The sequence below is a fragment of the Okeania sp. SIO2C9 genome (genome assembly GCF_010672455.1).
Lineage (GTDB): Bacteria > Cyanobacteriota > Cyanobacteriia > Cyanobacteriales > Microcoleaceae > Okeania.
The window spans coordinates 415,885-428,818 of record NZ_JAAHGO010000012.1; the positions used below are offsets into that span (position 1 = coordinate 415,885).

Below are 12,934 nucleotides of genomic sequence, written 5' to 3' on the forward strand. Positions count from 1 at the left end.
TTCTATGTTTTTCTATAAAATTAATAAAACTTTACAATACTATTTTTCTCTATCTGGAGAAGGTAAAAGAAAACTTTGTCTATCACAAGGCAAATTTCCACGCTATGTAGGATGGATGGAAATAATTGAATATTTGCCTGAGACTGGAGGGAAATCATCTTTTTTCATCGGACTTTCTGAGAATATATTTCTGAGATTTTGAGCCAAAACTATAGCGCTATACTATTTAGTCAAAGGGACACCTCTTGTAGATTCTTTTAATCACTCTTATCATTCAAAAACATTCTTTTTTCACCCTTGGTATAGCACCTACCAGCTTCCTCAGATGAACAGCAAACTTTTTCAACAAATCCGAATAATAGACCCAGTTTCCAATACAGACAGAATTGCTGATGTATTAATCATCGATAGTAAAATCGCAGCAGTTGAGACACAAATTTCTGAATTCCCCACTAAAACAGAAATTCAAAATTCCCACGGACTAATTTTAGGCCCTGGTTTAGTAGACTTATATTCTCATAGTGGCGAACCAGGGTTTGAGGAACGAGAAACTATTGAGTCTTTAATTCAAGCAGCTACAGCAGGGGGTTTTACTAGATTAGCTATTTTGCCCGATACTTTTCCACCTGTAGATAATCCTGCTGGTTTGGCCAGATTGCAAAATTTAGCCAAAAATTATGCTCCTACTCCCATCTTTTATTATTGGGGTGCTATTACCCAAGGTTTACAAGGGGAGCAAATGACCGAGTTGGGAGAATTAGCAGCAACAGGAGTTGTGGGGTTTGCGGATGGTTTGCCTCTACAAAATCTTGGTTTGTTACGACGAGTCTTGGAATATCTCAAACCTCTGAATAAACCTCTAGCTTTATGTTGCAATAATTCTAGGTTGGCAGGTAAAGGGGTGATGCGAGAAGGGTATGATTCTATTCGCTTGGGTTTGCCTGGAGTTCCGACTATGGCTGAAACTTCCGCTTTAGCTGCTGTGTTGGAATTGGTAGATGCTATTGGTACTCCTATCCATATTATGCGGGTTTCCACTGCTCGGAGTGTGGAATTGATTAGAGTAGCTAAAAGTAGGGGTTTACCTATTACTGCTAGTACAACTTGGATGCACCTATTATTAGATACTCAAGCTATTGACGGAAAGTATACTTTAAATTCTCCCTTCCTTCCCTACGACCCAAATTTACGTTTAGACCCTCCTTTGGGAAATATTAGCGATCGCTTGGCTTTGATTGAAGGTATTAAGGATGGAGTTTTGGATGTTGTTGCTATTGACCATACTCCCTACAGTTACGAAGAAAAAACAGTCGCTTTTTCTGAAGCACCCACAGGAGCCATAGGACTAGAAATAGCATTACCTTTACTATGGCAAAATCTGGTAGAAACACAAGAATTATCAGCAATAGATTTATGGAGAGTTTTGAGTACCAATCCGGCAAAATGTTTAGGAGTAAATTTAGGAGCGATCGTTCCTAATACTAATAAAGGAGCAGATATTACCCTATTTGCCCCTCAAAAAACTTGGCAAGTAGATAGACAAAGCTTAAAATCTCGTTCTGCCAATACTCCCTGGTTAGAAAAACAAATTATCGGCCGAGTCTTAAGTTTGACTTTTACCGAATAATTAAGGTTTAAAGTCTCTCTTTTTATGAAGCTCTCTGAATTTAGTTAGGGCTTACCGATCTAATCTCAAAGCACTTATAAATAAAGGTTTAGCCTTTTTAGAATCGAATTGCAGTGTGCCTATTTTAATTCACTTACCCTCAAAAAGTGAGAATTTGGGGGTGAAGGGGGCAGAAAAATCTCTCGAACAATTATTCCTTCTACTTTCTCTGTCTTCCTGCCCTTACCACACTTCCCACACTCCCCACCCCTCCACACTTTGCTTTTTTCAGCAAACCCTAAGTAAATACTGGAAAATCAAAAAAATATTGCCAAATTAAATCCTTTGTAATTTAATAGTAAGTGGTTATCTACTTTATACTTAATATGTTCCGGAATAGTTTATGGCAGATACAACTACTAAACCAGATACAGTTGGTACAACAGAAGCAGCATTTCTTCTAAATATTTCTACTGCTAGACTTAGGTTACTTTTGAGGCAAGGTCGTCTCAAAGGAGCCAAAAAAGTCAAACGGTTTTGGGTAATTCCTTTAAATCGTCGAGGAATGCCAGAAATTACTCCTGGTCGTCGAGGTCCTCAAGGAACTTGGAATAAAGGATTCCGTAAAGGCAATAGTTTTATCCATGTGCTACGAAGAGAAATTGACTATAACCGAGACCACGGCACCTCTCTTCCAGCAATTTCTGTCAAACAAGGAGGTAAAAACCATCACTGTCACGAAGTAGAAATTCAGGGAAATTGCAAAATTGTCTACCGACCTCATAAACCTAACAAAAGTCAAGCTGGTGGTGCCCGTCTGTGGATTGAAGTAGAGCCTGAAGTTGAAATTATTCGTAAATATTTCCGAGATACGGAAGTGACATCTCCCACACTAAGCTGACGCTATAGTGTGGGCTTCTCGTTTCGTAGCCCCGGTATCCCGTCGAGCTCCACGAGCTTTAAGGACGGAATGCCCTACCGCCCTATTTTTGATATTTATCGCCGCATTCAAGTCGCGGTCTATTACTATGCCGCAATGCGGGCAAGAATGAATTCTTTGGGATAATTCTTTAGGGACTTTTTCACCACAATTTGAGCAATCTTGGCTAGTATTTTTAGGGTTCACAGCGATAGTTTTCTGCCCAGCATTTCCGGCTTTGACATTTAAAATAGTTAGAAATTGTCCCCATGCAGCATCATTAATTGATTTACTCAATCTGGTTTTCGCCAGCCCTTTGATATTTAAGTTTGCCTCCGGCACGCCGCTCCGCGTCTACGTAAGCAATAACATTGGCTTTTGATAGTAATTCATTGGCTGTTTTAAAATGAAAATCTTTACGCTTGTCGGCTACCTTTTTATGTTGTTTGGCTAATGCTTTGACTGCTTTTAACCATCTTTTACTACCTTTTTTCTTCTTAGATAAACGTTTTTGTAGAGTCTTTAATCGCTGCTGAGATTTTCGATAGTATTGAGGAATTGGAACTGATTCCCCTTCGCTCGTGGTTAAGAATTCCTTCAGCCCCATATCTATTCCCAGAGTATTTTCTGATGTAGGTTTGATTTCAGAAATAATAGAGGGAACCAATTTATTCTCCATGGATAAAGTTACATAATACCCATCGACTTTACGGCTAATTGTGACTGTTTTAATTTGAAAACCCTCTGGCAAAGGCCGATGTTGAATTAACTTTACATTACCAATTTTGGGGAGATTAATTCTTTGATTAACAACGCAATCCTGTTTTATTTGAGGATAAGTGAAACTACGATAACGGCTTTTATTTTTAAATCTGGGTTTTCCTAATTTTTGCCCGTTTTTATCTGCTTTTAACCACCTATCAAAAGCTACCTTGACTCGCTTAATGCAATCTTGCAATACCTGAGAATGAATTAGCTTATACTCAGGAAACTTGTCTTTGGTATTGACTAAATCTCTTTTCTGAGAAAAATAATCTGGGTTATCTTTTAGCTGAGGAATTGATGTTATTAACGGGCAAGCATTAACCGGACAGCGGTTCTCTTCCCACCATGAAAACCTCTGGCCCAAACGATAGTTGTACTGCCGACGCAACAATTCCAGCCACAACTCTATTGTGGCAGTTTGGTCTTTGTTGGGTTTAAGCTTGTATTGATAGGCAGTCCGCATAACGGCAAATTTCCCTGGTTATAAAACACAATAGCACGAGTTTTTTTTAAAGACCAAAACTTGAGGATAATATTTGTAAATTAATGGGGCATCGAACCTATTCAATTTACCGCCGATTCATCTGGTCGCCAAATCTCGCGATTATGGCGTGAGGCTTCTCGGCGATTTAGCTAAAATAGAGCAAGAGTACCCCCGGTCAATCAGAGATTATACCGGGAGATGAATTGTGACCAAAATCAAAACAGATACCGATCAAGACTAGCCAAAGTCGCACCTTAACACCACACTAACCTTTATAAATTTGATTTGTACAATGGTAGTTCATCTATACTTCCAATGGTATCTAGCGGCCAAAAGCGAAATATAGCTCGACCAATGATATTTTCATAAGGTACAAAGCCCCAACACCGACCATCGTAACTATGATTACGATTATCTCCCATGACTAAATAGGAATCTGGAGGCACTGTCACAGGTTCAGAAAGAAATCTTTTGTCAGGGGGACAAACATCTATTCTTGTTTTTTGGTGGTTAACTTTTCTCGCCTCAAGTTCGGCAGGATTCAAATCTGAAGCAACGTAGGTTTCTTCTACTATTTTGTCATTTACATACACTTTTCCATTTTTGAGTTCCACTCGGTCTCCTGGCACACCAACTATGCGTTTAATAAAAGCATCTTTATACTGAGTTTTCAGTTCATTTGTCGGGTTAAAAACCACAATATCCCCTCTTTGAGGTTCTCTAAATTTGTAACCCAATTTATCTATAATCAAGCGATCGTTAATTTGTAATGTTGGTAGCATTGAACCAGAAGGAATATAACGTGCCTCAGCAACAAATTGACGAATTCCAATAGCCAAAATCACACTAAGTCCTATGGTTTTGATTGATTCAATCCATGGATTTTCTTCATTTGGCTCTTCTTTGTTTACTTTTTTTTCTTCTTTATTCATAGTCTATAAATAATTCATCCAATAATTAATTTAAAAATACTTAATTTTGATTGTAGATTTAGAATTTGAGTCTCCCAGTTAATTTTTTTGATGATCTAAAATATATAGCAATCCTATTTTCAGTTGTAATATTTTGCTGGTAGTTTAGAACTCATATAGGGGAGCCGTCGGATTAGCGACTTCAATAATTTTAAAGGTTTGCAGTTAAAATTAACTGTTATAAGAATTTTCACAACCAATGCGCAGATTTTTATATAAAATTAACAGGTGTCTCAACAGTCTAAATTAACAATTAATTAGTAAATGTCCTAGTTTTTAAATCGCTCATCATAATATTATATAACAATCTTATTAAAACTAATTTTTCATCATGTCCCCTACTTCTTCTTTATTAATCCGTCGCGCTCGTATTCTTCTACCTGATGGAGAATTTCTCGTCGGTGATGTGCAAATTCAAGGTGGAGAAATTATTCAGGTCGCTCCAGAAATTTCATCTTCTGAAGCTCCGGGAAAAATCATTGATGCTGAAGGGTTAACCCTATTACCTGGAGTCATCGACCCCCAGGTACATTTTCGGGAACCTGGATTAGAACATAAGGAGGATTTATTTACTGCTAGTCGAGCTTGTGTGAAAGGTGGTGTTACTTCTTTTCTGGAAATGCCTAATACTAAACCTTTGACTACTACTCAAACTGCATTGGACGATAAGTTACAAAGGGCAGCACAAAAATGTTTGGTTAATTTCGGTTTTTTTATTGGGGCAACGGCAGAAAATTTACCCGATTTATTAACAGCTAATCCTACTTCTGGGATTAAAATTTTTATGGGTTCCATGCACGGACCTTTATTAGTAGATACTGAGGAAAAGTTAGAGCCTATTTTTGCTAGGGGAAAAAGGTTAATTGCTGTTCATGCAGAAAATCAAGCTCGAATTGATGAAAGGAAAAAAGAATTTGCTGGTATTTCTGACCCTGCTATTCATTCACAAATTCAGGATAATGAGACTGCTTTATTGGCAACTAAGATGGCTTTAAAGTTGTCGAAAAAATATCAGCGGAGGTTACATATTTTGCATACTTCGACTGGAGATGAAGCTGAATTATTGCGTCAGGATAAACCTAGCTGGGTGACTGCTGAAGTTACGCCTCAACATTTGTTATTAAATACAAGTGCTTATGAAAAGATTGGTACTTTAGCTCAGATGAATCCTCCTTTAAAATCTGCTCGTGATAATGATATTTTATGGCAAGCTTTGTTGGATGGAGTAATTGATTTTATTGCCACAGATCATGCACCTCATACTTTAGAAGAAAAAGCAAAAGGTTATCCAAATACTCCTTCAGGAATGCCTGGGGTGGAAACTTCTTTACCTTTAATGTTGACTCAAGCTATTCAGGGAAAATGTTCTGTTGCTCAAGTTTCTAATTGGATGTCCACTGCTGTGGCAAAAGGTTATGGTATTCCGAAAAAAGGAGCGATCGCTCCTGGTTTTGATGCGGATTTAGTATTAGTTGATTTGGATAATTATCGCCCTGTTTTAAGAGAGGAATTAATGACAAAATGTGGGTGGAGTCCGTTTGAAGGATGGAGTTTAACTGGTTGGCCTGTTGTTACTATTGTTGGAGGAGAAGTTGTGTTTAATCGTGGTGAATTTAATTCTGATTTTCGGGGTAAAGCTTTGACTTTTTCTGAAGCAACCTAACTAGGATTTGCTTATGAAAGTCTTTTAGTAGGTGTAGGAGACAGGAGACAGGAGACAGGAGACAACCCACCCCTCGCCCCTCCCCCTCCCCTCCTGGGAGGGGGAGACAGGAGAAATGGGAATTTACAGGAGGTAGGAGCGGGCGTTTTGTCCCTTAATTTTTCTGCCCAAATCTTGACCAAAATCCGCTCCTAATTGAACAATTACCACTTAAAACCTCGAACTTTTTGATACTTAAAAGGGCACTTACCTTTATCTATTTTGAAAAAAGAATATTACGAATAATAAACATGAGAAAAAGACAAATGCAGGAGGTATCCCTTTGACAAAAAATAGAATTTCCTAGCTCAAAACTGGTATTGAAGCTATTCCCATACGACTCCTGAGGACTGAGGACTGACTCCTAAGAAATAGCCTAACTATTTGTAGCAAACATTCATAAAATTGGTATAAAACGCTCAAAAAGGAGCGTATTTTAGGCTCATAGTTGGGCAGAACAATCTTGGGACAAAACGCCCGCTCCTACCTCCTCGCTCCCAAGCCATTTCTCCTGTCTTCCCCTCCACGGTCGGGGGAGGGGCGAGGGGTGGGTTGTCTCCTGTCTCCTGTCTCCTGTCTCCTGACTCCTGACAACAGTTATTTATAAGTATTCAACCGAACATGATATAACAAAGTTTTCAGTATGAGATAAATAGAGGTTGCCCCTGGGTCTTGATGACCAATGCTGCGATCGCCTAAATAACTTGCTCTTCCTTTTTTAGCTAACATGGGAATAGTATTTTTCATTCCCGACTCAGCAGCATCTACTGCTTGTTTCAAACTTTCGAGAAAACTAGAACCATTTGCCACTGCTTCTGTAAAAGTATTTGCTGCTGGAGACAAAGCATCTAACATAGTTTTGTCTCCCAAGTTAGCTTTGCCACGTTGCACCACTCCCTCAACTGCTGCAGCGAATACTTTAGCCATATCTTCTGAGGTGAGTTCCGACTTCCCTGTGACTACAGCACTTGCTCGTAAAAATAAAGTGCCGTACAGAGGTCCACTAGCACCACCGACAGTAGAGATTAAAGTCATACTCACAGTTTTAAAAATACTGCCAATATCTTTATTCGTAACAGTCGGCAGTTGAGTTAGAACTTTCTGAAAACCACGATTCATATTAATGCCATGGTCAGCATCACCAATAGCAGCATCTAATTCTGTGAGATAATCTTTGTTCTCCTCTAAGACTGTTGCTACTGCTTCCAACCATTGGATAATTTGTTCTTTGTTTAGCATAATCTTTTCAGTTATCAGTTATCAGTTAAAAGAAGTAGGTTTGGTTGAGGTAGGAAACCCAACATATACAGGACTTACGCAAATTATATCAAATCCGGTAGCATCGGTGTAATTAGATGGTGAGATGGGGAGTAGGGGAGATGGGAAGATGGGGAGTTAGGGAGTAGAGGAGATGGGGAGTTAGGGAGTAGGGGAGATGGGGAGTTAGGGAGTAGGGGAGATAGGGAGTTAGGGAGTAGGGGAGATCGAGAAATATTTGGTAATGGTTGAAAATGGAACATTTTTTTAGAACGAATTATACCAATTTGATAAATGTTTGCTACAAATAGTTAGGCTATTTCTTAGGAGTCAGGAGTCGTATGGGAATTGCTTCAATACCAGTTTTTAGTTCGTAAATTCTCTTTTTTCTCAAAAGTACATTTCCTGCAAAATCTTTTTATCGCACTTATTATTCGTAACATTCTTTTTTCAAAATGGTATTAAACGGATTTGATATTATTAGACAACACGCTATCCGTAGGGGGCAAATGGCATTCGCCCCTACTATAGAAACCATTTGATCGCTATAGAATTATGGTGTTCAAGTCTTTTCGCGCATCAATATGATCCGAAAATCTTGGTGTTGGTGTGTTGAATTTTGTGTATTATTTCTCCCCATATCTTCCCTTTTTCTTCTTCCCCTCCACGGTCGGGGGAGGGGCTAGGGGTGGGTTGTCTCCTGTCTCCAGTATAGCTTTCTCCTTGCTAAATTTATGAAGATACGATCAGGGGTTCTATAGACAAAGCTCCCTAAATTTCAATTCCCACTTGAGCAATAATATATTCTTGTACCGACTTAGCTCCATCTAACTGCAACACAGAATGGGCGATCGCCTCTACCTCGGACATATCCAATTGAGAAATTACTCTCTTGACAATAGATATTGCTGGAGGTGCTACACTCAGCTCATCCACTCCCAACCCCAACAAAATAGGTACTGCCACAGAATTCGATGCCAACTGACCGCAAACACTCACGGAAATTCCTGCTTCATGGGCAGCAATTACAGTTTGTTGAATCATCCGCAATACCGGAGGTTCGAGACCATTAGCAAGATTAGCAACTTTAGAATTAGTGCGGTCAGCGGCCATCACATATTGACTCAAATCATTTGTACCAATACTGAAAAAGTCTACTTCTTTTGCCAACTGGTTTGCCATTGTGACTGCTGCTGGTACTTCCACCATAATTCCGACTTTGATATTTCCGACCTCAGAAAGAGAATTTTCAACTTCTGTCAAAATTTTCTTAGCTGCGCGAACCTCTTGCACAGATGCTACCATTGGGAACATTACCTTAATATTATGTCCGTAACTCGCTCGCAAAATAGCTCGTAACTGAGTCTGGAAAATTTCTGGAGTATCTAAACTTTGCCGAATACCACGCCATCCTAAAAAAGGATTAGCTTCTGACTCCAACTTAATATAGGGAACTGTTTTATCGCCTCCGATATCTAGAGTACGAATAGTTAAAGGGCGACTTCCCATAATTTGAGCGATCGCCTGATAAGTCTCATATTCTTCTGCTTCCGTGGGTGGAGTCTGGCGATGGAGATAGAGAAACTCACTCCGCAATAAACCCACTCCTTCTGCATCACATTCTAAAGCAAATTCTGCATCTGCAACTCCCACAATATTTGCCATCACTGCAATTTTTCTGCCGTCTTTAGTTATTGCTTCTTGGGGGACTGGAGATTTCGCAAAAGTTTGACTTTGTTTTGCCTTTAATAACTGCACCGGACTCGGTTCGATCCAAACTTCTCCTGTTGTACCATCTAACCCAATTTGAGTATCTGTTGCCAATGATAATAACTGAGTACCTATTCCTACCACCATGGGAATTCCCAAGGTATTGGCAATCAATGTACTATGGGCAGTAACGCTACCAGCGCTAGTACAGATACCCAATACTAAATTTGGTTGCAGTTGCAAAGCAAGGGAGGGTGTTAAGTCTGGAGCTACCAAAATTCCTGGTTGTGAGAAATTGAGACTGCTACGACTTTCACCCGCGAACAGTTGCAGTACTCGTCCTCCCACATCTTTAATATCAATAGCTCGCGCCTGTAAATAGGGGTCTTCTAATTCTTTATATGTTTTAATCATGGCGTCAATAGCTTTTTTCCATGCTATTGCAGCACAGTGTTTTTCTGCAACAATAAATTGATGTACTTTTTCTAACAAACTAGGGTCTTCTAAATATAGTAATTGTGTTTGCAAGATATCAGTTGTATTTTCGTTAGGTAGACTGTCAACTATTCCCTGAATTTCCTTTTTTGCAGTTGCCAAAGTTAACTGGAGGTACTGCCACTCTACCTCTATATTCTCTACCGGATAGTCTTCAATTTCTGGAATTATTGATTGATAATGTACTATTTTTCCGAAGGCAACTCCTGGAGATGCTGGTGTTCCCATTAATTTATTATTTGCATCTGGGGTTGTTAATTTTGTTGGTGTTTTCTTGACAATTACTTCTGTTTCTCCGAAATTATTTGCGATTAATTCTTTGATTTTTGTTACTGCTAAATCTGCATCATTACCAGTTGCTATTATTGCTATTTCATGCCCTTGTTTGACTGCTAATGTAATTACTTGATTGATACTTTTAGAATTAATTTTATGACTATTTTTTGTCAAGTTTTGTAGCTGAATTTCAGATTGAAATTGATTGGCTATAGATACTAATTTTGCAGCGGGACGAGCGTGAATTCCTAGTTGATTTTTTACAGTAATTTTGACTTCTTTGCATTTGGTTTCTTGTTCTATTTTTTTATTGTTTGCAATAGTAGTTTTATCTGAAGGTATTTCATCAATATTAATCTGAGATTTTTTAACTGTTAAAGCTGCATTTGCTTCAGTCATTACTTGTTGAATATTGGCTCCTAAAGAAGATTGAATTATGGCAGATATTGCTCCTTCTACCAAAGGTGCAGTAGAGATTTTTACATTATTTATTTGCGTTGATGAGAGAAATTCTAGAGCCATTTCCGTACTCATTACTGCACTTCCTAAATCCATTAATACTAAGACTCCAGCATCACTATAAACAGATTCTATTGCCTCTTGTACTTTAATAACATCAGTACCAAAAGGATTTTCTGGGTCATCTATTCCAGCAGCGATCGCTATTGGTACTAGCTCTTGAGTCATTTGTTCTGCTAATTCTGCTACTGCCTCGGCTAATTTGGCACTGTGGGATACAAGTACAATTCCTACTTTGTTTTTTGAAGAAGCTGTCATTTCAGTTATCAGTATTTAAAATTCAAAAGTCAAAATTTAAAATTCAAAAGTGAGATTTTTCCATCAAAATTAAAAGTCAAAAGTCAGATTTTATTAGCACCCAAAATTTAGCAGCGCTAAAGTGCAGTAATAAATGGGTTTTACTACTTAGGGTTTGCTGAAAAAGTCTTATGGGTGAGGGTAGGAGACAGGAGACAGGAGACAGGAGAAAACCCACCCCTAACCCCTCCCAGGAGGGGAGAAATGGCTTGGGAGCGAGGAGGTAGGAGTAAGAATTGTCCCTTAATTTTTTTGCCCAAATCTTGACCAAAATCCGCTCATTTTTGAACTATGACCACTTAAAACCTCGCACTTTTTGATACTTAAAAAGGCTAAAACCTTTATTTATAAAGACTTTTAGATTTAATCAGCAAACCCTACTTAAACGTAAGCATTTCCTGCGGAATGCTGCGCAAACAGCTATTAGCTGTCAGCTCTCATGAGGGAAGTTTAAATAAATATAGACTGTTTCAACTAGCTTTTGTAGTAAGTATAAATTATGACTCAATTACTAAAGCTTTTATATAAAACTAAAAGCAATAGCTGATGGCTGAATGCTTACACTTAAACTAACATTGGTTTAGGAAAAATTTAGCTATAAATTAACTTATGACATCTAAACTTGGGCTAAAACTAGAGAAGCTGCAATGAGCGTGCCAACTAATTTTATAATCCTTTTCTGGCAAAACTTTTAAGTCTTTGCCTAGAAAAGTCTGCTATATCTTTCATCAACTATTTATTAAGAATAGTGAAAGCTGAAATAAAGCTTATGGGTTAACTAACTTTGATAACTTTAGAAAGAGAGTTTTGTTAAATTGGCATTTTTGCTATTAATTTATCAGACCCAATCTAGGAGAGCCTTTTTTTTGCACTGATTATTTATTCCATTGATAGAATTCAAGCGTATTGCCTTCTGTATCTTCAATCTGTGCAATGCGTGTACCATTCACATCTTGCGGTGGCATAATGGATTTTAGTCCTGCATCGGTTAGGCGTTTATATTGCGCATCCACATCATCAACTTCGATAGTCGGCACGGCATTATTGCCGTATGTGATTTCTTCACCTGTTATTGTGGGATTGAAAATCCCAAATAGAAACCCATTCAAATCAAAAAACACAAATCTATCGGTTTCAATATCTGGCGATTTTTGAAAAATAGTTTCTGTATAGCATATCTTAGCCCGTTCAAAGTCCTTTGCTGCAACATATAGTGAATTAACTTTCATGATATTCCTACTCTTAAAAATTGAAAAGTTATTAATCCGCTTTGGTAGAGTAGATCACAATGGAATCCCCACCAGAGAGCATTTTCTCCTTCAAATCCTGAGTCTGCACCGCTGCCAATTGACCCTTTCAAGAATTTAGAATTTAGAATTTAGAATTTAGAATTACCTCTCCTTGAAAAGAAGAGTATTGACTCAAAGGAAAAATTTTTTCTTTTTTCTCCTTAAAAGGGGAGGCACATACCCACAATTTCTCGGTAAAAATGAACGAATGGTTTTCTGTCTAATATTCAATAAATCAGCCAACACCTTCGTATTATACCCCTGCCGAATCAATTGTGGCTCTAAATCATCCAGGTTCCCCAATAAAAATGAAAAATATTTTCAAAGTTTAGACCTGAAATAATTTACTGAAATTGAAGTCAGGATATTGAGAAATAGAAGAGGGAAAAAAGGCAAAAAAATGCCCCCTTCCTATCTCCTCCTCTATTTTTAAATAAATCTCAAATAGCTTCTATAAAATTTTACTTTTGAATTTTGAATTTTTACTTCAAATATCCCAAATAGATTCTACAAAATCTTACTTTTGAATTTTGAATTTTTACTTCAAATACCCTAAATAGATTCTATAAAATCTTACTTTTGACTTTTGAATTTTGAATTTTGAATTTTTACTTCAAATATCCTAAATAGATTCTATAAAATCT

At 37.9% G+C, this 12,934-nt stretch carries 9 protein-coding genes; 3 read left to right on the plus strand and 6 right to left on the minus strand.

Annotated features, from left to right (window positions below):
• Window positions 1-325 precede the first annotated feature (325 nt).
• Window positions 326-1,627 carry a dihydroorotase gene (locus tag F6K23_RS12315; RefSeq protein WP_293155326.1) on the plus strand — a complete coding sequence of 434 codons (1,302 nt, stop codon included), beginning with the start codon at window positions 326-328 and terminating at the stop codon, window positions 1,625-1,627.
• Window positions 1,628-2,009: 382 nt separating this feature from the next.
• The gene (locus tag F6K23_RS12320) at window positions 2,010-2,507 is read left to right on the plus strand and encodes a DNA-binding protein (RefSeq protein WP_293155329.1); all 498 of its coding nucleotides are present in this window, start codon (window positions 2,010-2,012) and stop codon (window positions 2,505-2,507) included.
• Here the strand turns inward: F6K23_RS12320 and F6K23_RS41760 are convergent.
• The 3 genes from F6K23_RS41760 to lepB form a co-directional block, all read right to left on the minus strand.
• Window positions 2,499-2,822 carry an RNA-guided endonuclease InsQ/TnpB family protein gene (locus tag F6K23_RS41760; protein ID WP_367267688.1) on the minus strand — a complete coding sequence of 108 codons (324 nt, stop codon included), beginning with the start codon at window positions 2,820-2,822 and terminating at the stop codon, window positions 2,499-2,501. The genes F6K23_RS12320 and F6K23_RS41760 overlap by 9 nt on opposite strands.
• Window positions 2,815-3,753, minus strand: coding sequence for an RNA-guided endonuclease InsQ/TnpB family protein (locus tag F6K23_RS12325; RefSeq protein ID WP_367267689.1), 939 nt, complete (start codon window positions 3,751-3,753; stop codon window positions 2,815-2,817). The genes F6K23_RS41760 and F6K23_RS12325 overlap by 8 nt, the downstream gene beginning before the upstream one ends.
• Window positions 3,754-4,046: 293 nt before the next feature.
• Entirely contained in the window at window positions 4,047-4,706 is a 660-nt protein-coding gene (gene lepB / locus F6K23_RS12330; protein ID WP_293155332.1) for a signal peptidase I, read from the minus strand.
• A 370-nt stretch (window positions 4,707-5,076) separates the two neighbouring features.
• Here lepB and F6K23_RS12335 point away from each other — a divergent pair, with 370 nt between their 5' ends.
• A complete protein-coding gene (locus F6K23_RS12335) occupies window positions 5,077-6,408 on the plus strand; it encodes a dihydroorotase (protein WP_293155335.1) in 1,332 nt (443 codons plus the stop codon).
• Between the two features lie 636 nt (window positions 6,409-7,044).
• On the opposite strand, the gene dhaL is transcribed toward F6K23_RS12335, so the two are convergent.
• The 3 genes from dhaL to F6K23_RS12350 all read right to left on the minus strand — a co-directional run bounded on the left by dhaL (window position 7,045) and on the right by F6K23_RS12350 (window position 12,230).
• Window positions 7,045-7,686, minus strand: a complete 642-nt coding sequence (dhaL, locus tag F6K23_RS12340; protein WP_293155338.1) for a dihydroxyacetone kinase subunit DhaL — start codon at window positions 7,684-7,686, stop codon at window positions 7,045-7,047.
• Window positions 7,687-8,475: 789 nt separating this feature from the next.
• Window positions 8,476-10,962: a phosphoenolpyruvate--protein phosphotransferase gene (gene ptsP / locus F6K23_RS12345; protein ID WP_293155342.1), complete on the minus strand. Its 2,487-nt coding sequence runs from the start codon at window positions 10,960-10,962 to the stop codon at window positions 8,476-8,478.
• A 914-nt stretch (window positions 10,963-11,876) separates the two neighbouring features.
• Window positions 11,877-12,230 (minus strand): VOC family protein, encoded by a 354-nt coding sequence (locus F6K23_RS12350; RefSeq protein ID WP_293155345.1) that lies wholly within the window; start codon window positions 12,228-12,230, stop codon window positions 11,877-11,879.
• Window positions 12,231-12,934: the final 704 nt, after the last annotated feature.